Origin of the sequence: Amycolatopsis tolypomycina (genome assembly GCF_900105945.1) — a bacterium.
In the GTDB taxonomy this organism is placed as follows: Bacteria; Actinomycetota; Actinomycetes; order Mycobacteriales; family Pseudonocardiaceae; genus Amycolatopsis; species Amycolatopsis tolypomycina.
This window is the reverse complement of record NZ_FNSO01000004.1, coordinates 3,994,694-4,016,991: the sequence shown is the minus strand read 5'-3', so window position 1 is coordinate 4,016,991 and position 22,298 is coordinate 3,994,694. Positions and strand designations below refer to the sequence as shown.

The following is a 22,298-nucleotide window of genomic DNA, read 5'->3' as shown; positions in this document are numbered from 1 at the left end:
TGTCGAAGTGCGCGTGCCCGGGTAACCGGCGGGCGACGAGAAGGAGGTGCGGATGATCGAGATCCGGAACCCGGCCGACGGCAGCGTGGTGGGCACGGTGCCGACCGCGGGCGAAGACGAGATCGACGCGGCGCTCGGGCCGGCCCGCCGGACCCGGACGCCATGGGCCCGGACCCCCGCCGCCGAGCGCGGGGCGTTGCTGCACACCGCGGCCGAGCGGCTGCGCGCGCACGCCGACGAGCTGGCGAAGACGAACGAAGCGGAAACGGGCAAGCCGCGGGACGAAGCCCGCGAAGGCGTGCTCGCCGGGGCGGGAACACTGGACCAGTACGCCGAACTCGGCCCGGTCCACCGCGGCCGCAGCCTGCTCGGCGACGTGGGCGCGACGGACCTGATGGTGCCCGAGCCGTACGGCGTCGTCGTGGCGCTGACGCCGTGGAACGACCCGGTGGCGGTGGCGTGCGGGCTGCTGGGGGCGGCGCTGGCGACCGGGAACACGGTGGTGCACAAGCCGAGCGAGCGCGCGCCGCACACCGGGCAGCTGCTGGGTGAAGTGCTCGGTGACGTCTTCCCGGCCGGAGTCCTGCAGACCCTCCAGGGCGACGGCGCGGTCGGCGCGCTGCTGGCGATGCGCTCCGACGTCGACGTGATCGCGCACGTCGGCAGCACGGCGACGGGCCGGTCGATCGCGGCGAGCGCGGCCGCCACGGGGGCGAAGACGTTGCTGGAGAACGGCGGCAACGACCCGCTGCTGATCGACGAGGACGTCGACCCGGTGTGGGCGGCCGGCCAGGCGGCGCTGGGGGCGTTCGCGAACTCGGGACAGATCTGTGTGGCGGTCGAGCGGATCTACGTGTGTTCGGCGATCGCGGAGCCGTTCCTGGCGGCGCTGGTGAAGGAGGCGGAGTCGCGGACCCTGGCTCCCCTGGTGGACCGGCGGCACCGGGAGCACGTGCACTCGCACGTGTCCGACGCGGTCTCGCGGGAGGCGCGTTTGCTGACGGGCGGCGCGATCCCGGACGGCCCGGGCGCGCACTACCCGGCAACGGTCCTGACCGGCTGCGGGCCGGAGCTGAGGGTGATGACGGAGGAGACGTTCGGCCCGGTCGCGCCGGTCCGGGTGGTCTCGAGTTTCGACGAGGGTCTGGCGGAAGCGGCGAAGGGCGAGTACGGCCTGGCGGCGACGGTGCTGACGGCGTCGATGGCGCACGCCCAGCGAGCGTGGCGCGAACTGCCGGCCGGGACCGTGAAGGTGAACAACGTGTTCGGCGGAGCACCCGGCGGGGCGGCGCACCCGCGCGGCCGGAGCGGGAGCGGGTACGGGTACGGGCCGGAGCTCCTGGACGAGCTGACCCAGACGAAGCTCGTGCACATCGCGCCGCCGGCATGACGGAGCAGCAGGAAAGGAAACCGCGGAAGGCGACCCCCCGCCCCGGGGCACTTTTACGAGAAAGTGCCCCGGCGAGCCGACCTCGGGCCGGCCGGTTCGCCCGCGTGCTCCGGCTCACCGCGGCCGCCGGATCCACCGAAACCACCGACGAAACCGAGCGGCACGATCGCACCCCCGTCGGCTGGCTTGCTCGTGCTCTCCGGGTTCCCGGCCGGGAACGCCGGGTCCTCGTCCAGAGCGCCAAGGCCACCCTCGCCGCGACCGCCGCCTGGCTGCTCGCCACCCTCGTCCTGCATCTCCCGCAACCCTTTCTCGCCCCCTACGCCGCCGTCTTCCTCGTCGAAGCCACCGTCTACCGGTCGCTGCGCGGGTGGATCCAGCAGGTCGGCTCCGTCGGGTCCGGTGTGCTGCTCGCCGCCGTTGCCGGGCACTTTATTCCCTGGCAGGCCGTGGCGCTCGCCGCCGTCGTCTTCCTCGGCTTGCTCGCCGGGAGCTGGCGGCGGTTCGGGGACTCCGGTGTCTGGGTCGGGGTCACCGGCATGCTCGTCATCTCCTACGGCACCGCGCGCGAGCCCGTCCTGCTCGGCGACCGCCTCCTCGAAACCGCCCTCGGTGCGGCCATCGGTGTTGCCGTCAACACGCTGATCTTCCCGCCCCTGTACGGCGAACGGCTCGCCGCCGCGGCCGGGCGGCTCGGGAAGGCACAGGCCGCGCTGCTGGAGACGCTGTCCGACCTCATCCGCCGTGACGAGCCGCCGGAAGATCTCGACGGTCTGCAGTCCGCGGCGCAGGACACCCGCAGTCAGGTGCTGGCCGCCGAAGAGGCCGTCGGCCTGACGCGGGAAGGGCGGATGCTGAACCTCCGGCGCGGCCGTCCCGCCGCCGGGACGCACCACGAACGTCCGCTGCGGACGCTCATCGGGCTGTGGCCCGCGCTGTCGCAGCTGCTCGCCGCCGTGCGGACGACGGCGGGGAGCCGGCCGGATCACCCCTTCGAGTACCCCTGGCCGGACGCGCGGGAGGCGCTGGCCGACCTGATGCACCACCTCGCGGGAGCCGTGCAGGCCGTGGCGGTGGCCGGACGGCCCGTCGAACTGGACGAATGCCGGGCGCTGCTCGAAAAGCTCGAAAAGCGGCTGGTGACGGCCGAAGAGGACGGCGTTCCGGCCCGGCTCGGCCTGGGCACCATGACGCTGCCCGCGCGGCTTCTCGTGGAACAGCTGGAAAAACGTTGAAGGCCGCCTCCGGCGAGGAGGCGGCCTTCCCACACCGTGCGCTACTGGACGGCGATCGCTTCGGCTTCCGACCGGTGCCGGCGGCAGGCCGTGCACACCATCGTCTGGCCCAGCAGCGTGCCGTCCCCGGACACCAGCCGGGCGACGTGCAGCGCGGGCAGGCCGCACTCTTCGCAGGGGATCGGCTTGCTGTCGCGGCTGATCATGACTCGGTTCGGCATGGTGGAGCCCCCTGGCGGCGGGTGGACGGACGAGGATCGACGGTCCGGCTGGGTTACCCACGTGGCCTGCGCCACACTCGTCCGGCGCAGCGATGTCACTCGAATGGCGTAGTCACTTGGCCGGGTACTGCTGCGCCCGCAACAAGTCGGCGAGGTGGACGGCGTTGCGGACCAGGGTCGCGTTCGTCGAGGCCACGGCCTCGGGCGTCTCGTCGAGGTCCTGGTAGTCACCACCCTGCATGGCCTCGCCGTTCCAGTAGGTCGCGCCCTGGGCCGGCACCGTGAAGCCGACGTCGTTGAGCGCCTGGAACAGGTCCGCGATGATCTTGTGGGCGCCGTCCTCGTTGCCGACGACCGCGGCCACGCCGACCTTGCCGAACATCGCCGGGCGGCCTTCGTCGTCCGTTTCGGACAGTTCGGCGTCGAGCCGCTCCAGCACCCGCTGGGCGACGCTCGACATGTGCCCGACCCACGTCGGCGTGGCGATCAGCAGGACGTCGGCGGCGGCGATCTTCCGCCGGATGCCCGGCCACGCGTCCCCGTCGCCCATGTCGGCCTCGACCCCCGGTCGCACGTCGTGGTCGACCACGCGCACCAGTTCGCCGGTGGCGCCGCGTTCGGCGAAGAGGCCGAGCAGCTGCCGCGCGATGAGGTCGCTGCTCGACTTCGCGGGCGACGGCTTGAGCGTGCAGGTCAGCGCGAGGACGCGCAGGGTCATGACTGCCTCCTGGGATGGGTGCCGACGCCGATGTGGGCGAACCCGGCTTCGGCGAGGGCGTCGGGATCGAGCAGGTTGCGGGTGTCGACGACGACCGCGCGGTCGGCCGCGGCGGCCAGCCGGGCCCAGTCGAGGTCCCGGAACTCGGGCCACTCGGTGAGCACGACCAGCGCCGCGGCATCCTTGGCCACCAGGTACGGGTCGTCGACGACCTGGACCGTCCCCGTGCCGGGCACGCACCCGACGGCCGGGTCGTGCGCGGTCAGCTCGGCCCCCGCGCGGGCCAGGTCGTCGGCCACCGCGAGGGCGGGGGAGTCGCGCAGATCGCCCGTCCCGGCTTTGAAGGCCAGGCCCAGCAGGCCGATGCGGGCCCCGGCGAGCGACCCCGCGGGAGAACCCGTCACCGCCTGCCGGACGGCCCGCACCACCCGGGCGCGCTGCCGGGCGTTGACGCGGACCGCGTCACGCAGGATGGCGAAGTCGACGCCCGCCGATTCGGCCGCGTGCAGCAGGGCCGAGGTGTCCTTCGGCAGGCACGATCCACCCCAGCCGGGGCCGGGGGCGAGGAACTCGGGGCCGATCCGCGCGTCGAGGCCCATGGTGCGCGAGACCTCGCGGACGTCCGCCCCGAACCGCTCGCACAGTTCGGCCAGCACGTTCACATAGGACAGTTTCACGGCGAGGAACGCGTTGCTGGCGTACTTCGCGAGTTCGGCGCTGGCCGAGTCGGTCGCCACGACCGGGGCGCCGGTCGGCTCGTACAGCCGCGCGACCCGCCGCGCCGCCGGCGAATCCGCGGGATCGGTGCCGACCACGACCCGGTCCGGGTGCAGGAAGTCTTCGACGGCGTGGCCTTCGCGGAGGAACTCCGGGTTGGCCACCACCGGCAGGTCGTCGCGGCCCAGCAGGTGCGGCAGCCGGGCCGCGGTGCCGACCGGCACCGTCGACTTGGTGACCAGCACGCAGCCGGGCCGCAGCAGCCGCCCGAGCTGCGGTACGACGTGTTCGAGCACGCCGAGGTCGGGGCGTCCGTCCTCGGCGGGCGGCGTCGGCAGGCACAGGAAGACGAGGTCCGCGCCGTAGAGCTCGGCCTGGGCGGTGGTGAAGCTCAGCGTCCGGTCGGCGAGCCCCTGACCGGCCAGCTCGGCCAGGCCGGGCTCGGCGATGGACACCACACCCCGGCCCAGCTCGTCCACTTTGGACTCATCGGCGTCCACGCAGGTGACCCGGTGCCCGAGCCGCGCGAAGCACGCGGCGCTCGTCAACCCGACGTAGCCCGCGCCGACGATCCCGATGTGCTCACCCATGGGCCACCCGCATTTCCAGGGCCGAACGCGCCGCGGCCAGCACCCGCTCCTCGCCGAGCAGCAGCAATCCGCCGTCGGGCTCCTCGCCGTGCGGGTCGCCGACATTCCCGGCCCACAGCACGACATGCTGCCGCGCCGACGGCGGCGGGCCCCACAGCCGCGGCGGGGTCGGGCCGAACAGCAGCACCGACGGCGTGCCGAACGCGGTGGCGAGATGCCCGACGCCGGTGTCGCCGCAGACGACCAGGGCCGCTCCGGCCACCAGCGCGGCCAGTTCCGCCAGGCCGGTGCGCCCGGCCAGCACGGCGTCCTCGCCGAGCCCGGCCGCTTCGGCGATCGACACCGCCAGGTCGCGTTCGCCGGCGCTGCCGGTGAGCACCACGCGGTGGCCGTCGGCGGCGAGCTGCCGGACGACGGTCGCGAACCGCTCGGGCGGCCAGCGCCGGGCCGGGAACGCCGCACCGGGGTGCACCACGACGGCGTCCGGCGCCGGGCTCGGCCCCGGCGGCACCGGCAGGTGCAGGGCCGAGCGGTCCGCCTCCAGGTGGTGGTACTCGACGAGCCGGCACCAGCGGTCCACCTCGTGCACGTCGTCGCGCCAGGCGAGGCCGGGCACGTCGGGGAAGTCGGGGCGGCGATGGGTCAGCAGCTCGGCCGGGTCGGTGTCGAGGAGGTCGTGGATGCTCTCCGGGCCGCTGCCGTGCAGGTTGACCGCGAGCCGCGGCGGGGAGCCGGGCCAGGCGAGGTCGCCGAGCCCGGACGTCGGCAGCAGCTCGTCGACCGCGTCGATCAGCTCCACCAGGTCCCGCAGGCTTTCCGGCGCGGCCAGCACCAGCCGGTCGCCCGGGTACGCCGTGCGCAGCGCGCGCAGCGCGGGCACCGCGGTCAGCAGGTCCCCGACGCCGAGCGCGCGCAGCACGAGGACCGCGGCGCTCACGGCCACGACCCCTCCTCGGACGCGCACACGACGAGCTCGCGGACCTCGGCGCCGGGCGGCTGCTGCAGCGCGAAGACGACGGTGTTCGCGACGTGCTCGGGCTGGTTGAGCTTCGCGTCCGGCGGCGGCTTGTACTGGTCGGTGCGGTCGTCGAAGAAGTGCGTCCACATCCCGCCGGGGATGAGCAGCGTGACGCCGACGCGCCCGGCCAGCTCGGCGGCCAGCGCCCGGGTGAAGCCGACGACGCCGAACTTCGAGGCGCAGTAGGCGGTCGCGTCGCTCACTGCCTTGATGCCCAGGGTGGAGGCGACGGTGACGACCGTGCCGTGCGAGCGTTCCAGGGAGGGGAGCGCGGCGCGGATCACCGCGGCCGTGCCGAGCAGGTTCACCTTGACGACCCGCTCCCAGTCCTCAGTGGACACAGTGGGCAACGGTCCGCAGGCGTCGGTGCCGGCGGCGGTGAAGACGCCGTCCAGGCCGCCCGCGCGCTCGGCGAGCTCGCGGACGGCGGCCTCGGTCGCGGCGGTGTCGGTCAGGTCGGCTTCGACGTACTCGGCCGGGTCCTCGGGGCGGACGCGGTCGAGGACGTAGGGGGTGCCGCCCGCCTTGCGGACGGCGTCGACGGTGGCGGCACCGAGGCCGGACGCGCCACCGGTGATCAGGACGTTGCCGAGGGGTCGCATCGCTCTCCTTCGCGGGCGAGGGGAATCAGGCACTGGCCGCCGCGGCGACCAGCCGGGAGGTCGAGTAGCCGGGCACGGTCGGGACGAGCACGACCTCGCCGCCGTGCCGTTCGACCACCGCGCGTTCGGGCAGATCGGCGTCCGCGTAGTCGCCGCCCTTCACCCAGACGTCCGGGCGCAGTCGCTCCAGGACCGCCGTGGGCGAGGGCTCGTCGAACACGGCGACAGCGTCCACAAAGGACAACGCCGTCAGCAGCCGGGCCCGGTCGCGGTCGCGGACCAGCGGGCGGCCGGGGCCCTTGAGGCCCCGCACCGAAGCGTCGGAATTGAGGCAGACGACGAGGGCGTCGCCGAGTGCGCGGGCCTGCCGCAGCAGGCTCACGTGCCCGGGGTGCAGCAGGTCGAAGCAGCCGCCGGTGGCGATCAGCCGTCCGCCGGTTTCGCGGACCCGCTCGGCGAGACCGAAGGCGTCGGTGGCCGGTTGCGGGTCGGGGACCGGGCAGTCGTTCGTGGACAGCGCGGTCGCGCCACCGGCGGCGACGAACCGGGCGGCCGCTTCGACCGCGGTCACCACGGCTTCGGTCGTGTCCGCGCCGCCGAGCAGGGCCGCGGTGGCCGCGGCGGCGAACCGGTCGCCCGCCCCGCACGTGTCGGGTGCGGTGTGGCCCGGCGTCCGCGCCGAGGCGGGGATCGGGACGGTCGTTTCGCCGAGGCCGTCGGCGAGCACCGCACCGCGGGACCCGACGGTCACCGCGACCGCGTCGGCGTGCCAGTGGCCGCGCAGCAGCTTGGCCAGCTCGGCCGGCTCCTCGTGCCCGGCGAGCACCGCGCTCGCCTCGGCGAGGTTCGGCGTGACCAGCCGCGTGCCGGGCACCGGCTGGGCGCCGCGCGGGTGCGGGTCCCACACGACCGGGACCCGCTCGGCCAGCTCCCGCAGGAGCCGCCGGACGTCCGGGTTGCGCGTCAGGCCGCGGCCGTAGTCGGCCACGAGGATCGCGCCGGCGTCTTCGAGGACTTCGTGCACCCGGGCGGGCAGCGGGTCGGTGGTCGCCGTGCCGTCGCCGGAATCCAGGCGCAGCAACGACTGCCCGCCCGCGCGGACGCGGGTCTTGCACACCGTCGCGCCGCGCAGCGGCAGCGGCAGCACGGTGACGTCCGGCTCCAGCAGCCCGGTGAGCGCGTGGCCGCCCTCGTCGTCGCCGAGCGGCGTGACGAGCACGACCTCGGCTGCCGACCGCGCGGCCAGCAGCGCGGCGAGACCGGCGCCGCCGGGGCGGCGGCGCCGGGCCGTCAGGTCGACCACCGGCACCGGCGCCTCCGGGCACAGCCGCTCGGCGGTGCCTTCGGCGTCGACGTCCAGCAGGGTGTCGCCCAGGACGACCAGCGGCTTCACGCGGTCACCCCGAGCGCGTCGTCGAGCGCCGCGCAGAGGCCGTGGACCAGCGCCAGGTGCATCTCCTGCACGGTCGCGACGGTCGGCGCTTCGACCGTCACGGCGTCGTCGCACAGGGCGGCGAGGGGGTTCGGGGCGGGCCCGGTGAGCGCCCACGTCGTGACGCCGAGTTCGTGCGCGGCCTTCGCGGCGGCGACGACGTTCTGGCTGGTCCCGCTGGTGGACAGGCAGACCAGCACGTCGCCCGGCCTGCCGTGCGCGCGCACCTGGCGGGCGAAGACCTCGTGGTCGCCGTAGTCGTTGACGATCGCGGTGGTCGCGGACGTGTCCGCGTGCAGCGCGATGGCCGACAGCGGCTGCCGCTCGTCGCGGAACCGGCCGACGAGCTCGCCGGTCAGGTGCTGGGCCTCGGCGGCGCTGCCGCCGTTGCCGCAGGCGAGCAGCCGGCCGCCGGCTTCGAACACGCCGGCGAGGTGCCGTCCCCACGCGGTTATCTTGGGGGCGGATTCGCGGGTCCGCTCGGCGGCTTCGGCCAACGCGGCGAGATGGTCTTCCATCACGGCACCTCCTTCTCCTCCGGCGACGCCGCGCCGGGTCGGGTGGTTCGGGGACGCCGGAGCACGAACGGGCCCAGCGCGAGCAGGTCGATCGGGGCCGAGCCGAAGCATTCGAGGGCATCGCGGGGCGAGTCGACCATCGGGCGGCCCGCGGTGTTGAGGCTGGTGTTGATCACGACCGGCAGGCCGGTCCGGCGTTCGAAGCCGGCCAGCATCCGCGCCAGCACGGGGTTTTCGCGTTCTTCGACGGTCTGCACGCGGGCCGTGCCGTCGACGTGCGTGACCGCCGGGATGCGGTCCCGCCAGTCTTCGGCGACGTCGTGCACGAACAGCATGTACGGGCTGGGCAGCGGGCCGCGGGTGAAGATCTCGGCGGCCCGCTCGGCCCGCACCATCGGCGCCACCGGGCGGAACTGCTCGCGGCCCTTGACGTCGTTGAGCCGCTCGAGGTTCGCCTTGCGGCCCGGGTGGGCCAGCAGCGACCGGTGCCCGAGCGCCCGCGGACCGAACTCGGCGCGGCCCTGGAACCAGGCGATGACTTCGTCGTTCGCCAGCGCTTCGGCGACGGTCTCGGCGAGGTCGTCGGGGCGTTCGTAGGGCAGCTTGGCCTTGACGAGGATCTCTTCGAGTTCCTCGTCCGTCCACCCGCGACCGAGCCCGGCGTCACCCATCGGGGCGCCGCGTTCCCCGGCGTCGGCGGCCAGCTGCAGGGCCGCGCCGAGCGCCGTGCCCGCGTCGCCGGCGGCGGGCTGCACCCAGATCCGCTCGAACGGGCCTTCGGCGTGCAGCCGCGTGTTCGCGACGCAGTTGAGCGCGATCCCGCCCGCCAGCGCCAGGTCACGCTGGCCGGTGGCCTCGTGCAGCCAGTCCGTCAGTTCCAGGAGGATGTCTTCGAGGACTTTCTGGACACTCGCGGCGAGATCGGCGTGGCGGCGCGTGAGTTCCTCGCCGGGTCCGCGACGCGGGGCGAGCGCGGCCAGGTCGACGCCGGACGCGTGGAAGCCGCCGTCGCCGGTCACGTGGACGTGCTCGCAGAGCTCGTCGAGAAACTCCGGCTTGCCGTAGGAAGCGAGCGCCATGACCTTGTATTCGTCACTGGACCGCGCGAAACCGCAGTGCTCGGTCAGGTCTTCGTAGAGCAGGCCGAGCGAGTGCGGCAGCTTCTGGGCCGCCAGTTCCTTGAACCGGCCGTCGCGGTATTCCCCGGCCAGGTAGGACGTGCTTTCGCCGCGGCCGTCGGCGACGAGCACGGCGCAGTCGCCGAACGGCGCGGCGAGCGCGGCCGACGCGGCGTGCGCGACGTGGTGCCGGACGAACTTGACGATGCCGGGGTCGAGTCCGGGCAAGGCGGACTTCAGGAACAAGGGTGCCCGCTTGGCGAACTCCGTCCGCAACTCCTCGCCGCTGGGGTCGTGGCCGGGCAGGCCCGGCTCGACCAGCGCGGGGTCGTAGGAGTAGCCGACGGCGTCGAGGTCCTTCGCGGACAGACCCGCCTGCGCCAGGCACCAGGCGGCGGCCTGGGCGGGCTGCTCCCAGGTGGAGAACGGCACCGCCTGCTTGCCGTGCTTGCGGCGGCTGAAGCGTTCTTCCTCCGCCGCGGCGACGATCTCCCCGTCCACCACCAGCGCTGCGGCCGGGTCGTGGAAGACGGCGTTGATCCCGAGTATGCGCATCGACCTGCCTCTGGCGTTTCGGTGCGGACTCGTGGGGCCCGCTCTCGCCTATAGCGCTACCCGGCGAAGTCGTTGATAAACGATGGCGCGCAAAAGCCCTGGGCGTCGCTACTCACCGCGACGGCGCCCGGCGGAACCACGCCGCAGTGCGACGGAGACCGTCGTCGGCGTCGATCTTCGGTTCCCAGCCGAGGGCGTCGCGGGCGAGGGTGATGTCGGGGCAGCGGCGCTGCGGGTCGTCGACGACGGCGTCGACGGACACGATCGGCGACGCGGACCCCGTGATGTCCTTGATCCGTTCCGCCACCTGACGGACGGTGAGCTCGTAAGGGTTGCCGATGTTCACCGGTCCGGGGTGGCCCGACCGCGCGAGGGCGAGCAGGCCACGCACGGTGTCCTCGACGTAGCAGATGGACCGCGTCTGTTCGCCGGTGCCGGTGACGGTGATCGGCTCGTTCTTCAGGGCCTGGTCGAGGAAGGCGGGGATCATCCGGCCGTCGTGGGCGCGCATGCCGGGGCCGTAGGTGTTGAAGATCCGCGCGATCGCCGTGTCGGTCCCGTGTTCGCGGCGGTAGGCCGACGTCATCGCTTCGCCGTAGCGCTTGGCTTCGTCGTACACGCTGCGCGGCCCGATCGGGTTGACGTTGCCCCAATACCCTTCGCGCTGCGGGTGTTCCAGGGGATCGCCGTAGACCTCGCTGGTCGAGGCGAGCACGAACCGGGCACGCGCGCGGCGGGCCAGCTCGAGGGCGTTCTCGGTGCCGTGCGAGCCCGCGCGCAGCGTCTCGATCGGCAGGGCCAGGTAGTCGCGGGGCGACGCGGCCGAAGCCAGGTGGAACACGACGTCGGCCGCCAGGTCCGGCGGCATCGGCTGGGTGACGTCGTGGCGCACGAACCGGAACCGCTCGTGGCGGCGCAGGTGGTCGAGGGTGTCCGCCGAGGACGTCACGAGGTTGTCCACGGCGATCACTTCGATGTCCTCTTCGAGCAGCAGCTCGCACAGGTGGGCGCCGACGAAACCGGCACCCCCGGTCACCACCGCACGTGCGAACCGCCTGGTCACTCCCGGATCCGTCATGCCGTGGCGGCTACCCGGCAGCGGTGGCCGCAAAACCGTGTAACGGGGTGGTGAGCGGGTAAGCGCCATGACCATGCGAGTTCTGCTCACCGGTTGGGCCAGTTTTCTGCACGGGGAAGCCACGGCGGGTGACGTCCTGAGCCTGCGCGCGGCGGCGGACGCGCTGACGGCGGCCGGGATCGACCACCGGATCGCGTGGAGCCCCGGCTTCCGGCCCGGCACCCTGCACCTGCCCGACGCCCCGCCCGAGGACTACACGCACGTCGTCTTCGCCTGCGGCCCGGTCCACGGGCCGCAGGTGCGTTCGCTGCACGACCGCTACGCCGCGTGCCGCCGGATCGCGGTCGGCGTGTCCGTGCCCGACCCCGAAGATCCGGCGGTGACGGGGTTCCACCGGGTTTTCCCGCGCGACGACGGCGGCGGTACCGCCGAACTCGACCTGTCGCTCGGAGCGCCGGTGTCGCCCACGCCGGTGCTCGGCGTGATCCTGGCCCCGTACCAGCCGGAGTACGGCGGCGCGGGCCGGCACGGCGACGTCCACGAGGCACTGACCGGCTGGCTCGCCGGGCTGGACTGCGCCCGCGTGCCGCTGGACACCCGGCTCGCGCACGAGGACTGGGAGCGGTGCGCGACCCCGGACCAGTTCGCTGCCCTGGTGTCCAAAATGGACTTGGTGGTGACGACCCGGCTGCACGGCCTGGTCTTCGGGCTCAAGGCCGGCGTGCCGGTGCTCGCCGTCGACCCGGTGGCCGGCGGCGGCAAGGTGACCGCGCAGGGCGAGGCACTGGACTGGCCGGTGGTGGCCGCTTCGGACGTCACGGACACGGCGTTGCTCGACGCCCGCCTGAAGTGGTGCCTCGCCGCGCCGGTGCGGCCGCCCGCGCACCCGCCGTCCCTGGCCGCGCTGGTGGCCGAGCTGGTGGGGCCGCGGTGAGCGCGCGCACGACCGTCGTCATCGCCACCCGCAACCGCGCCGCCGAGCTGGGGCACACCCTGACCCAGCTGTCCTCTTTGGACCCGCCGCCGCCGGTCATCGTGCTGGACAACGCCTCCGAGGACGAGACGGCCGAAGCCGCGCGGCGGCATGCGAACGTGCGGGTGATCCGGCTGCCGCAGAACCTCGGTGCCGCCGCCCGCACGCTCGGCGTCGTCGCGGCGGACACGCCGTACATCGCCTTCAGCGACGACGACTCGTGGTGGGCGCCGGACGCCCTCGCCGAGGCGGAGCGGATCTTCGACGAGCACCCGCGGACCGGCCTGCTCGCCGCCCGCACCCTCGTCGGCCCGGAATGCCGGGACGACCCGGTGACACCCGAGATGGAACGCAGCCCGCTGGGCCACCCGGACGGCGCGCCCGGGCCGCTGGTGCTCGGCTTCCTTGCCTGCTCCGCGATCGTGCGCCGCGCGGCGTACCTGCAGGTGGGCGGGTTCAGCCCGCTGCTGCACTTCGGCGCGGAGGAGCAGTTGCTCGCCTACGACCTGGCCGCGCGCGGCTGGGAGGTCTGCTACGTCGAGCGCCTGCGCGCCCACCACCACCCGTCGCCGTCGCGGCCGCCGTCGTCGTGGCGGCGCCGGGCGGAACTGCGCAACCGGCTGCTCATCGCCGTGCTGCGCCGGCCGCCGCGGGTGTGCCGCCGCGAGGTGGCCCGGACGCTGGTGCAGGCCCCCGGCGCCGTCCTCGGCGCGGTCCCGCGCCTGCCGCGCGCGCTGAGCTCCCGCCGCGTCCTGCCCGCCCACGTCGAACACCAGGCCCGGACTCTGGAAAGGACCGCCGAATGGCGCGAATCTCGGTCGTGATCATCACCTGCAACCGCCGCGAGCAGCTGCGGGAGACCCTGGCGCACATGACGTCCCTACCGGACGCGGCGCCGGTCTTCGTCGCCGACAACGGCTCCGCGGACGGCACGGCGGACATGGTCGCCCGCGAGTTCCCCGGCGTCCGCCTGTTCCGCCTGGCGGAGAACCTCGGCGCGGTGGCCCGCAACGTCGCCGTCGAGGAGGTGACGACCCCGTACGTGGCCTTCTGCGACGACGACACGACGTGGCAGCCGGGCGCGCTCACCCGGGCCGCGGACCTGCTCGACGCGTATCCGGGCCTGGGCTCGGTGACCGGGCGCTGCCTGGTCGAGCCCGGCCTGGCCGAGGACCCGATCACGCCGGAGCTGCGCGAGTCCCCGGTGCCCGGCCCGGACTGGCTGCCGGGACCGGCGCTGCTCGGCGTCATGGCGGGCCTGACGGCGGTGCGTGTCCGCGCGTTCCGCGAGGTCGGCGGCTTCTCGACGCGGATGTGGCTCGGCGGCGAGGAGGAGCTGTTCGCCCTGGACCTCGCCGCGCGGGGGTGGTGGATGTGCTGGGCCGAGGACGTGGTGATCCACCACGCGCCGTCGAAGCTGCGCGACCCACGGCACCGCCGCCGGCTCGGCATCCGCAACACCGTGTGGACACTCCTGCTGCGCCGCCCGTGGCCGGCGGTCCTCCGCCGCGGCCGCGACGTGCTGCGCTCGGCGCCCTTCGACCTGGCCACGGCGGCGGCGCTGGTGGACGTGGCCCGCGGCCTCCCGTGGGTGCTGCGGGACCGCCGCGTGGTCCCACCGCACGTCGAGGAGGGCCTGCGCCTGCTGGAAGCGCCCCAGCGGGAGTCGAAGGCCCGCCGCTACGTGGGCTGACCACCGCCCGAGGGGGGCACTTTCACGTGAAAGTGCCCCCCTCGGCGGCGGTCAGCGGGCCTCGGCGGTGGCGGCGGCCTGCGGGACCAGCTTGTGGTAGGCCCGGAGCGTGTCGGCGGCGACGCGGTCCCACGAATAGCGGGCCACCGCCCGGTCGTGGCCCGCGGTCCCGTACGCGTGGCACAAAGCCGGGTCGTCCAGCAGCCGCCGCACCCGGGACGCGAGCTCCTTCGGCTGGTGGGGGCGGACCAGCAGCCCGGTGACGCCGTCGACGACGGTGTCGGTCAGGCCGCCCACCGCGGCCGCCACCACCGGGACGCCGCAGGCCATCGCCTCCAGGGGCACGATCCCGAACGGCTCGTACCACGGCGTGCACACCACGGCGTCGGCCGAGCGCAGCAGGGCAGGCATGTCCTCACGGGACACCTGGCCGGGCCAGCGGACCCGGTTGCCGACGCCGAGCCGCTCGGCCAGCTCCCGCAGCCGGCTCGCCTCGGGGTCCTGGGACAGCCGGCCGCGCTCCGGGCCGCCCGCGATGACGAGCTCGGTGTCCGGCAACTGGGCCAGCGCCGTGATCGCGATGTCGAACCCCTTGCGCGGGACGAGCCTGCCGACGGCGACCAGCCGGTGCGGCAGCCGGCGGCGGGCGATCGGGCCGTCGGGGGAGAACCGGCCGAGGTCGACGCCGCAGGGCACGATCGAGATCCGGGACCGCGGCACGCCGAGGCGGGACAGCTCGAAGACCTCGTCGGAGCAGGTGGCGATCACGCGCCCGGCCTGGCGGCCGATGATCCGCTCCAGCCGGATGCGGTCGGCCGGGCTGGTGTCCTTGTCGCCCTGGTAGCGCTTCTTGACCACGCCCAGTGCGTGGAAGGTCTGGGCCACCGGCGTCCCGGTCGCGCTCGCGGCCAGCGACGTCGCCAGGCCGGACATCCAGAAGTGCGCGTGCGCGACGTCCGGCCGGTCGAGCGCCCACTGGTCACGCAGGAAGCTGCCGAACTCGCCCATGTAGGGCAGGAGGTGGTCCTTCGGTTCCTTGCGGGGCGGCCCGGCGGGCACGTGCACCACGCGGTAGCCGTGCGGCGTGCGGACCTCCGGCGGCTCGTCGCGGCTCTCCCGGCGCGTGTAGACGGTGACGTCGTGGCCGGCCCGGGTCAGCGCGGCCGACAGCTCGGCGACGTGCACGTTCTGGCCGCCGGCGTCGGCTTCGCCCAGTGCGGCGAGGGGGTTGGCGTGCTCGGACACCATCGCGATCTTCATCGGTGAGGCGTTCCCTTCGAAGTTCAACGGGCCGTCTCGGCGAGGAGGTGGTCCCAAGCGGTCAGGAAGGCGTCCAGCCCGTAGTGCTTCAGCGCGTGCTCGCGGGCGTTCTTGCCGGCGAGCGCCGCGAAGTCGGGCTCGTGCAGCAGCTCGCGGAAGCCCCGCGCCAGCACGGAGACGTCGGTGGAGAGCACGCCCGCGTCGGCCGGCACCGCCTCGACCGCCTCGGTGGCGGCGAAGACGACGACCGGCATCGCCAGGTGCATGGCCTCCAAAAGGGACAGTCCCAGCGACGTCCAGCGGGCGGTGTGCAGGTAGACGCGGCGGCGGGCGATCTCGTCGTGCAGCTTCGGCGCCGGGACGTCGCCCAGGCCGCGCAGCGGCTCGCCGAGCTCCTCGGTCCCCATGCCGAACACGTCGACGGGCCCGGCTCCGGCGAGCGTGCCGAGCAGGTCGGCGCCGGTGACGCGCTCCCGGCGCACCGGCTCGTTGATCATCGACACGCCGGCCGCCAGCTCGCCGGTGTAGCGCGGTCCCGGGTCGGGGATGCCGTGCGGCACGACGGTCACGGGCGCGCGGCCGCAGTCCCACATCGCCGCGTTGAAGTGGGTCACGTGCGCGACGGTGATGTCGGACCGGCCGGCCAGGGGGTGTTCGCTGGCCGCGGCGTACGGCCGGGGCGCGTTGTGTTCCACGTAGACGGACGGCACGCCGAGGCGGGCGGCGAAGTCCAGCTCCTCGGGGCGTTGCAGCACCACGACGTCGGGCTCGGCCTCGGCCAGCCGGTCGAGCGGCACCTCGGTGACCGAAGGCCAGTTCCGGCCCGCCTTGCCGAGTCCCCAGGGCGCCCCGTCGGGGGACACGGGCAGCAGGTAGTCGTGGCGGCCGCGGACGAAAGCGTCGGTCCACGAGCCGTGCACGTGCCAGAGCAGTACTCTCAGGCGCCGGGATCCGGGATCGGTCATGACTCCTGGTTTCCCGGAGATCGGCCGTTAAACGTACGGCCGGACGGGGTACCCGGCCCCCGACGGGCGTGCGCGACGAAGGGACATCCAGACAATGCGCTTCACCCCACGGGGCACCCGGTTCTTCGACCTGCTCGCCGACGCGGCGAAGAACCTCGTCGTCGCGACCGCGCTGCTCAGAGAACTCGTGGCCGCCGAGCCTGCCGAGCGGGAACCGATCGCGAAGCGCCTGCACGAGGTCGAACACCAGGGCGACGAGCTCACCCACACGATCATGGTGGAGCTCAACAGCTCGTTCGTGACGCCGTTCGACCGCGAAGACATCCAGGCCCTCGCCGCCAAGATCGACGACGTGCTGGACTTCATGGACACCGCTGCGGACCTGGCCGTGCTTTACCGCATCGGCACGTTCCCGCCGGGGATCGACGTCCTGGTCCGGGTGCTCTGCCGGGCCGCCGAGCTGACGGCGTCGTCGATGCCCGGCCTGGCCAAGGTGGGCGACCTCGAGCCGTTCTGGATCGAGATCAACGAACTGGAGAACGAGGCCGACCGCGTCTACCGGCGGATACTGGCCCACCTGTTCGAGCCGGGCGGCGACGCCCTCGAGGTGCTGAAGACCAAGGAGGTCGTCGAGCAGTTCGAGCTGGCCGCCGACGCCTTCGAGCACCTGGCCGACGTGGTGCAGACCATCGCGGTCAAGGAGTCCTGAGTGACGGGGACCGCCGCCCTGGTCACCGTGATCGTGCTGACGCTGGTCTTCGACTACACCAACGGTTTCCACGACGCGGCCAACGCCATCGCCAGCGCGGTGTCGACCCGGGCGCTGACCCTGCGCGCCGCGCTCGTGCTGGCCGCGGTGATGAACCTGGTGGGCGCGCTGCTGTCCACCGGCATCGCCGCGACGGTGGCCAAGGGGATCATCGACGTCCCGGTCGGCCCGGACGCGCTCACCGTGGTCTTCGCGGCCCTGCTCGGGGCGATCACCTGGAACCTCATCACCTGGTACTTCGGGCTGCCGTCGTCGTCCTCGCACTCGCTGATCGGCGGGATGGTCGGCGCGGCGCTGGCCGCCGCGAGCACCGTGCACTGGTCGGGCATCGCCGAGAAGGTGCTGATCCCGATGGTGGCCTCGCCGCTGATCGGGCTGGTGCTGGGCTACTTCGCGATGGTCGCCGCGCTGTGGCTGCTGCGGCGGGCGAACCCGCACCGCAGCGGCCGGGTGTTCCGCCGGTTCCAGATCGTCTCCGCCTCGGCCCTCGCCCTCGGCCACGGCCTCCAGGACGCCCAGAAAGGCATGGGCATCATCGTGCTGGCCCTGGTCGCGGCGGGCCAGCAGAGCACGTTCGCGGTGCCGCTGTGGGTGACGCTCGTGTGTGCCGTGGCCCTGTCGCTGGGCACCTATTCGGGTGGTCTCCGGATCATGCGGACGCTCGGCAGGCGCGTGTTCCCGCTCGACCCGCCGCACGGCTTCGTCGCGGAATCGGTGGCGTCGTCGGTGTTGTACGTGACGGCGTTCGCGGTCAAGGCGCCGATCTCGACCACGCACGTCATCACGGCGGCGATCATGGGTGTCGGCGCGACCAAGCGGCTTTCGGCGGTCCGCTGGGGCATTGCCCGCGACATCGTCATGGGCTGGGTGCTGACCTTCCCGGCCGCCGCCGCGGTGGCCGCGGCCGTGTACCTGGTGACCGACATGCTCACCTGAGCCGCGGTGGCCGCGATGTCATGAACGACTCTTTCATGGCGTTGGACGCAGTGAACGACTCTTTCATGACATCGGCCAGCCCCTGAGCGGGCGCGGGTTTGTCCCTCGCCGCGGGCGGGAAGCCGGGTCGGAGACCCCCGCCCGCGGAAAGGGAGAGCCATGAAGGCAGTGACCTGGCACGGCAAGCGCGACGTCCGCGTCGAGGAGGTGCCGGACCCGAAGATCGAGGAAGCCACCGACGCGGTCGTGCGGATCACCTCGACCGGGATCTGCGGCTCCGACCTGCACCTGTACGAGGTGCTGGGCGCGTTCATGACCGAGGGCGACATCCTCGGCCACGAGCCGATGGGCGTGGTCGAGGAGGTCGGGCCGGAGGTCACGAACCTCAAGCCCGGCGACCGGGTGGTGGTGCCGTTCAACATCTCCTGCGGCCACTGCTGGATGTGCGAGCGCGGCCTGCAGTCGCAGTGCGAGACCACGCAGGTCAGAGAGCAGGGCAAGGGCGCCGCGCTGCTGGGCTACACCAAGCTCTACGGCCAGGTCCCCGGCGGCCAGGCCGAGTACCTGCGCGTCCCGCAGGCCCACTACGGGCCGATCAAGGTGCCGGACGGCCCGCCGGACGAGCGGTTCGTCTACCTCTCCGACCTCGTCCCGACCGCCTGGCAGGCCGTCGAGTACGCGAACGTCCCGGACGGCGGCACGGTCGTCGTCTTCGGGCTCGGCCCGATCGGGCAGATGTGCTGCCGGATCGCCCGGCACCGCGGGGCCGGCCAGGTGATCGGCGTCGACCTGGTGCCCGAGCGCCTCGCCCGGGCCCGCGAACACGGCGCCACCGCGCTCGACACGCGTGACCACAAGGAAATCGGCGACTCCATCCGCCAGCTGACCAACGGGCGCGGCGCGGACTCGGTGATCGACGCGGTCGGCATGGAGGCGCACGGCGCCCCGGTCGGCAAGCTCGCGCACACCCTCGTCGGGCTGCTGCCGCAGCCGCTGGGCGAGAAGATCACCGAGAAGGCCGGCATCGACCGGCTCAGCGTGCTCTACGCCGCCATCGACAGCGTCCGCCGCGGCGGCACGATCTCGCTGTCCGGTGTCTACGGCGGGATGGTCGACCCGATGCCGATGATGGAGCTGTTCGACAAGCAGATCCAGCTGCGGATGGGCCAGGCCAACGTCCGGCACTGGCTCGACGACGTCATGCCGGTGCTCACCGGCGACGGCGATCCGCTCGGCGTCGAAGGCTTCGCCACGCACAAGCTGCCCCTGGCCGAGGCGCCCCGCGCGTACGAAATCTTCCAGAAGAAGCTGGACGGCGCCCAGAAGATCCTGCTGCAGCCCTAAACCCTTGGGAGGGAACTGACTCTTGCGAGCCGTCACCTCGCTGCCGTACGAAATCACCGAGGAGGACCACGTCCGGATCCCGATGTCCGACGGGACCGTGCTGTCCGCCCGCATCTGGCGGCCGGTCTCGTCGGACACCGAGCCGGTGCCGGCGATCCTCGAATACATCCCCTACCGCAAGCGCGACCTCACCGCGCCCCGCGACTCGATCCACCACCCCTACCTCGCCGGGCACGGGTACGCCTGCGTGCGCGTGGACATCCGCGGCACCGGCGAGTCCGAGGGCGTCCTGGCCGACGAGTACCTCGAACGCGAGCAACTCGACGCCGAGGAGGTCCTCGAGTGGATCGCCGGGCAGCCGTGGTGTTCCGGCGACACCGGGATGATGGGCATCTCCTGGGGCGCGTTCGCCGCCCTGCAGGTCGCCGCGCGGAAGCCGCCGAGCCTGCGCGCCATCGTGATCTCGTCCTTCACCGACGACCGCTTCGCCGACGACATGCACTACATGGGCGGCTGCCTGCTCTCGGACAACGTCGCCGAGTCCGGCACGATGTTCGCCTACGCCACGCTGCCGCCCGACCCGGCGGTCGTCGGCGAGCGGTGGCGGGAAATGTGGCTGGAGCGCCTGGAGAACTGCAGCCTGTGGATCGAGAACTGGCTCGGCCACCAGCGCCGCGACGACTACTGGCGGCACGCGTCGGTGTCGGAGAACTACAGCGACGTCCAGGTGCCGGTGCTGGCCTCCAGCGGCTGGGCCGACGGCTACTCCAACGCCGTCATCCGGCTGCTGGCCCACCTCGACGTGCCGCGCCGCGGCCTGATCGGCCCGTGGTCGCACAAGTACCCGCACCTCGGCGAGCCCGGTCCGGCCATCGGCTACCTCCAGGAGGTCGTCCAGTGGTGGGACCACTGGCTGCGCGGCGAGGAGAACGGGGCCATGGACGGGCCGATGCTGCGCACCTGGATGCAGGAGAGCGTGCCGCCGTCGACGTCGTACGAGGACCGGCCCGGCCGCTGGGTCGGGGAGGCCACCTGGCCGTCGCCGCACGTCGTGCCGCAGGAACTGCCGCTGGCCCGGCACCGCCTCGCGCGGCCGGGCGAGGACGTCGCGGACGAAGCCCTGACCGTGTCCTCGCCGCTGTCGGTCGGGCAGTTCTCCGGGAAGTGGGCGTCCTACAGCGCCCCGCCGGACCTGCCCTACGACCAGCGCGAAGAGGACGGCGGGTCGCTGGTGTTCGACACCGACGTGCTCACCGAGCGCTGCGAGATCCTCGGCTCGCCGAAGGTGCGCCTGGAGGTATCGGCCGACCAGCCGGTCGCGATGGTCGCGGCGCGGATCTCGGACGTCGCCCCGGACGGGCGCGCCACCCGCGTCACCTACGGGCTGCTCAACCTGACCCACCGCGACGGCCACGACGAGCCGGCGCCGATGGAGCCGGGGGAGCGCTGCGCCGTGGAGATCGAGCTGAACGCCGTGGCGCAGGCCTTCCCGGCGGGACACCGGATCCGGCTTTCGCTGTCGACGTCGTACTGGCCGCTGGCCTGGCCGCCGCCGACACCGGCGCTGCTGAGTGTCCACACCGGACACAGTGCGCTGGAGCTGCCGGTCCGTCCGGTCGCCGAGCCGGACGAGCTGCCGGCCCGGCCGTTCGGAGAACCCGAAGGCGCGCCGCCGATGTCCGTGACGGCCCTGACGCCGGGGGAGCAGCGCTGGACCGTCTCGCGGGACCTCGTCGACTACCAGTCGGCGCTGGACATCGTGAAGGACGCGGGGACCGTCCGGTTCGACGACCTCGACCTGGAGGTCACCCGCGACGTCCGCGAGCGGTACAGCTGGGTGGCCGACGACTTCTGCTCGCCGGTCGCGGAAACCGCGTGGGACGTCACCTTCGCGCGCGGCGACTGGGTGGCCCGCAGCGAGACCCGCACCCGCGTGTCGTGCACGGACACCGAGTTCGTCATCGACGCGCAGCTCGACGGCTACGACGGGGCTCGCCGGATCGTGTCGCGGAACTGGCACCGGCGGATCCCGCGTGACCTGGTCTGAGTTTTGCGGCCGCGACACGGGGTAAGCCTTGCGGGTGCGCATGGTGATCACGGGAGCCACCGGGAACGTCGGAACGGCCCTGCTGGCCGCGCTCGAGCCCGGCCACGACGTGGTCGGGCTCGCGCGGCGGCTGCCGGACACGGCCGTCGAGCCGTACCGCCGGGCGGGCTGGCGGGCCGTCGACGTCGGCCTGCCCCGCGCGGAGGAAGAGCTGGCGGAGGTGTTCGCGGGCGCGGACGCGGTGGTGCACCTGGCTTGGGCGATCTCGCCGGTGTGCGGCGACCCGCCGATGTGGCGCACCAACGACCACGGCACCCGGAGCGTGCTCGCCGCGGCGGCGGCCGCCGGGGTGCCGCACGTGGTCGTCGCCTCGTCCGTGGCCGCCTACGGGCCGGCGCCGCGCTGGGAGAAAGTGGCCGAGGACTTCCCGTGCGACGGCATCGCGGGCAGCGCCTACAGCCGCGGCAAGGCCGCGCTGGAAACCCTGCTGGACCGGTTCGAGGAGAAGTACCCGCAGGTCCGGGTGGCGCGGATCCGGCCGTGCGCGATCCTGCACCGCGAAGCGGCGGGGGAGTTCGCGCGCTGGCTGCTCGGCCCCGCCGTGCCCGCGCACCTCGTCGGCGGACGGCGGCTGCCGGTTCCGCTGTGGACGGACCTGCGGGCGCAGATCGTGCACACCACCGACGTCGCCGACGCGATCCGGCTGATCCTCGACCGGGGGTTCACCGGCGCGGTCAACCTGGCCGCGCCGGAGGTGCTCGACGCCGACGCGCTGGCCGGCGTCCTCGGCGGCACCCGCGTCCCGGTGCCGAAGCCGGTGGTGCAGCTGGCGACCCGGGCGGCCTGGCTGGGCGGGGTGCTGCCGGTGCACCCGGGCTGGCTGGAGCTGGCCGACCGCGCGGCGCTCGTGGACACGACGCTGGCGGAGACCGCGCTGGGCTGGCAACCTCGGTATGACGCCGCGGCCGCGCTCGCCGACCTCGTCGCCGGGCTCCGGGCGGGCGCGGGTGCGGCGAGCGCGCCACTGGCTCCGCCGCGCCGCGACGGGGTCCTGGCCCGGCTCCGCTCGCTCACCCGGGTCGGGCCGAGCCACCAGTCGCAAGCCTGAGGCAGCCGGGA

At 73.6% G+C, this 22,298-nt stretch carries 21 protein-coding genes; 10 read left to right on the top strand and 11 right to left on the bottom strand.

Annotation, left to right across the window (positions count from 1 at the left end; translation table 11 throughout):
* Window positions 1–52 precede the first annotated feature (52 nt).
* Together BLW76_RS28285 and BLW76_RS28280 are read left to right on the top strand one after the other, a co-directional pair.
* Window positions 53–1,390 carry an aldehyde dehydrogenase family protein gene (locus BLW76_RS28285; RefSeq protein WP_091312866.1) on the top strand — a complete coding sequence of 446 codons (1,338 nt, stop codon included), beginning with the start codon at window positions 53–55 and terminating at the stop codon, window positions 1,388–1,390.
* A 104-nt stretch (window positions 1,391–1,494) separates the two neighbouring features.
* Window positions 1,495–2,625, top strand: a complete 1,131-nt coding sequence (locus BLW76_RS28280) for an FUSC family protein (protein ID WP_244170342.1) — start codon at window positions 1,495–1,497, stop codon at window positions 2,623–2,625.
* 41 nt (window positions 2,626–2,666) lie between these two features.
* Here BLW76_RS28280 and BLW76_RS28275 read toward each other — a convergent pair whose 3' ends face one another.
* From BLW76_RS28275 to BLW76_RS28235, 9 genes are all read right to left on the bottom strand, one after another.
* Entirely contained in the window at window positions 2,667–2,846 is a 180-nt protein-coding gene (locus BLW76_RS28275) for a hypothetical protein (protein WP_091312861.1), read from the bottom strand.
* 112 nt (window positions 2,847–2,958) lie between these two features.
* Window positions 2,959–3,564, bottom strand: a complete 606-nt coding sequence (locus BLW76_RS28270) for a flavodoxin family protein (protein WP_091312859.1) — start codon at window positions 3,562–3,564, stop codon at window positions 2,959–2,961.
* Entirely contained in the window at window positions 3,561–4,871 is a 1,311-nt protein-coding gene (locus tag BLW76_RS28265) for a UDP-glucose dehydrogenase family protein (protein WP_091312857.1), read from the bottom strand. Before BLW76_RS28265 ends, BLW76_RS28270 begins: the two co-directional genes overlap by 4 nt.
* Window positions 4,864–5,814: a glycosyltransferase family 9 protein gene (locus BLW76_RS28260; protein ID WP_091312854.1), complete on the bottom strand. Its 951-nt coding sequence runs from the start codon at window positions 5,812–5,814 to the stop codon at window positions 4,864–4,866. Before BLW76_RS28260 ends, BLW76_RS28265 begins: the two co-directional genes overlap by 8 nt.
* On the bottom strand, window positions 5,805–6,491 hold the full coding sequence (locus tag BLW76_RS28255) for an SDR family oxidoreductase (RefSeq protein ID WP_091312851.1): 687 nt from the start codon (window positions 6,489–6,491) through the stop codon (window positions 5,805–5,807). Before BLW76_RS28255 ends, BLW76_RS28260 begins: the two co-directional genes overlap by 10 nt.
* Window positions 6,492–6,516: 25 nt before the next feature.
* Window positions 6,517–7,884 carry a PfkB family carbohydrate kinase gene (locus tag BLW76_RS28250; RefSeq protein ID WP_091312849.1) on the bottom strand — a complete coding sequence of 456 codons (1,368 nt, stop codon included), beginning with the start codon at window positions 7,882–7,884 and terminating at the stop codon, window positions 6,517–6,519.
* Window positions 7,881–8,441, bottom strand: coding sequence for a D-sedoheptulose-7-phosphate isomerase (locus BLW76_RS28245; protein WP_091312847.1), 561 nt, complete (start codon window positions 8,439–8,441; stop codon window positions 7,881–7,883). Before BLW76_RS28245 ends, BLW76_RS28250 begins: the two co-directional genes overlap by 4 nt.
* Complete coding sequence (locus BLW76_RS28240; RefSeq protein ID WP_091312845.1) at window positions 8,441–10,114, bottom strand: carbamoyltransferase family protein; 1,674 nt, start codon at window positions 10,112–10,114, stop codon at window positions 8,441–8,443. The genes BLW76_RS28245 and BLW76_RS28240 overlap by 1 nt, the downstream gene beginning before the upstream one ends.
* Before the next feature lie 112 nt (window positions 10,115–10,226).
* Window positions 10,227–11,177 (bottom strand): NAD-dependent epimerase/dehydratase family protein, encoded by a 951-nt coding sequence (locus BLW76_RS28235; protein ID WP_091312842.1) that lies wholly within the window; start codon window positions 11,175–11,177, stop codon window positions 10,227–10,229.
* Between the two features lie 88 nt (window positions 11,178–11,265).
* Between BLW76_RS28235 and BLW76_RS28230 the strand changes: the two genes are divergently transcribed.
* Genes BLW76_RS28230 through BLW76_RS28220 form a run of 3 tightly spaced genes read left to right on the top strand, consistent with a single transcriptional unit; the run spans window position 11,266 to window position 13,858 of the window.
* Window positions 11,266–12,126: a polysaccharide pyruvyl transferase family protein gene (locus tag BLW76_RS28230; protein ID WP_091319962.1), complete on the top strand. Its 861-nt coding sequence runs from the start codon at window positions 11,266–11,268 to the stop codon at window positions 12,124–12,126.
* Complete coding sequence (locus BLW76_RS28225; protein ID WP_091312839.1) at window positions 12,123–12,989, top strand: glycosyltransferase family 2 protein; 867 nt, start codon at window positions 12,123–12,125, stop codon at window positions 12,987–12,989. The genes BLW76_RS28230 and BLW76_RS28225 overlap by 4 nt, the downstream gene beginning before the upstream one ends.
* Window positions 12,968–13,858 (top strand): glycosyltransferase family 2 protein, encoded by an 891-nt coding sequence (locus tag BLW76_RS28220; RefSeq protein ID WP_091312837.1) that lies wholly within the window; start codon window positions 12,968–12,970, stop codon window positions 13,856–13,858. The genes BLW76_RS28225 and BLW76_RS28220 overlap by 22 nt, the downstream gene beginning before the upstream one ends.
* 51 nt (window positions 13,859–13,909) lie before the next feature.
* Here BLW76_RS28220 and BLW76_RS28215 read toward each other — a convergent pair whose 3' ends face one another.
* Together BLW76_RS28215 and BLW76_RS28210 are read right to left on the bottom strand one after the other, a co-directional pair.
* Window positions 13,910–15,118, bottom strand: coding sequence for a glycosyltransferase family 4 protein (locus BLW76_RS28215; protein ID WP_091312834.1), 1,209 nt, complete (start codon window positions 15,116–15,118; stop codon window positions 13,910–13,912).
* Between the two features lie 23 nt (window positions 15,119–15,141).
* Window positions 15,142–16,083: a glycosyltransferase gene (locus BLW76_RS28210; protein ID WP_091312832.1), complete on the bottom strand. Its 942-nt coding sequence runs from the start codon at window positions 16,081–16,083 to the stop codon at window positions 15,142–15,144.
* Between the two features lie 94 nt (window positions 16,084–16,177).
* Here BLW76_RS28210 and BLW76_RS28205 point away from each other — a divergent pair, with 94 nt between their 5' ends.
* From BLW76_RS28205 to BLW76_RS28185, 5 genes are all read left to right on the top strand, one after another.
* Window positions 16,178–16,792 carry a DUF47 domain-containing protein gene (locus BLW76_RS28205; RefSeq protein ID WP_091312830.1) on the top strand — a complete coding sequence of 205 codons (615 nt, stop codon included), beginning with the start codon at window positions 16,178–16,180 and terminating at the stop codon, window positions 16,790–16,792.
* Window positions 16,793–17,788 carry an inorganic phosphate transporter gene (locus BLW76_RS28200; protein ID WP_091312827.1) on the top strand — a complete coding sequence of 332 codons (996 nt, stop codon included), beginning with the start codon at window positions 16,793–16,795 and terminating at the stop codon, window positions 17,786–17,788.
* A gap of 159 nt (window positions 17,789–17,947) precedes the next feature.
* The gene (locus tag BLW76_RS28195) at window positions 17,948–19,132 is read left to right on the top strand and encodes a zinc-dependent alcohol dehydrogenase (RefSeq protein ID WP_091312824.1); all 1,185 of its coding nucleotides are present in this window, start codon (window positions 17,948–17,950) and stop codon (window positions 19,130–19,132) included.
* A gap of 22 nt (window positions 19,133–19,154) precedes the next feature.
* Window positions 19,155–21,179 carry a CocE/NonD family hydrolase gene (locus BLW76_RS28190; protein ID WP_091312822.1) on the top strand — a complete coding sequence of 675 codons (2,025 nt, stop codon included), beginning with the start codon at window positions 19,155–19,157 and terminating at the stop codon, window positions 21,177–21,179.
* 34 nt (window positions 21,180–21,213) lie between these two features.
* A complete protein-coding gene (locus tag BLW76_RS28185; RefSeq protein WP_091312820.1) occupies window positions 21,214–22,287 on the top strand; it encodes an NAD-dependent epimerase/dehydratase family protein in 1,074 nt (357 codons plus the stop codon).
* The last annotated feature ends 11 nt before the right edge of the window (window positions 22,288–22,298 follow it).

Excerpts from the sequence above, each read along its gene's own strand:
- BLW76_RS28215 (WP_091312834.1), bottom strand. The coding sequence starts at position 15,118 with ATGAAGATCGCGATGGTGTCCGAGCACGCCAACCCCCTCGCCGCACTG.
- BLW76_RS28270 (WP_091312859.1), bottom strand. The coding sequence starts at position 3,564 with ATGACCCTGCGCGTCCTCGCGCTGACCTGCACGCTCAAGCCGTCGCCC.
- BLW76_RS28220 (WP_091312837.1), top strand. The coding sequence starts at position 12,968 with ATGGCGCGAATCTCGGTCGTGATCATCACCTGCAACCGCCGCGAGCAG.
- BLW76_RS28230 (WP_091319962.1), top strand. The coding sequence starts at position 11,266 with ATGCGAGTTCTGCTCACCGGTTGGGCCAGTTTTCTGCACGGGGAAGCC.
- BLW76_RS28255 (WP_091312851.1), bottom strand. The coding sequence starts at position 6,491 with ATGCGACCCCTCGGCAACGTCCTGATCACCGGTGGCGCGTCCGGCCTC.
- BLW76_RS28245 (WP_091312847.1), bottom strand. The coding sequence starts at position 8,441 with ATGGAAGACCATCTCGCCGCGTTGGCCGAAGCCGCCGAGCGGACCCGC.
- BLW76_RS28285 (WP_091312866.1), top strand. The coding sequence starts at position 53 with ATGATCGAGATCCGGAACCCGGCCGACGGCAGCGTGGTGGGCACGGTG.
- BLW76_RS28210 (WP_091312832.1), bottom strand. The coding sequence starts at position 16,083 with ATGACCGATCCCGGATCCCGGCGCCTGAGAGTACTGCTCTGGCACGTG.
- BLW76_RS28275 (WP_091312861.1), bottom strand. The coding sequence starts at position 2,846 with ATGCCGAACCGAGTCATGATCAGCCGCGACAGCAAGCCGATCCCCTGC.
- BLW76_RS28195 (WP_091312824.1), top strand. The coding sequence starts at position 17,948 with ATGAAGGCAGTGACCTGGCACGGCAAGCGCGACGTCCGCGTCGAGGAG.
- BLW76_RS28240 (WP_091312845.1), bottom strand. The coding sequence starts at position 10,114 with ATGCGCATACTCGGGATCAACGCCGTCTTCCACGACCCGGCCGCAGCG.
- BLW76_RS28265 (WP_091312857.1), bottom strand. The coding sequence starts at position 4,871 with ATGGGTGAGCACATCGGGATCGTCGGCGCGGGCTACGTCGGGTTGACG.
- BLW76_RS28205 (WP_091312830.1), top strand. The coding sequence starts at position 16,178 with ATGCGCTTCACCCCACGGGGCACCCGGTTCTTCGACCTGCTCGCCGAC.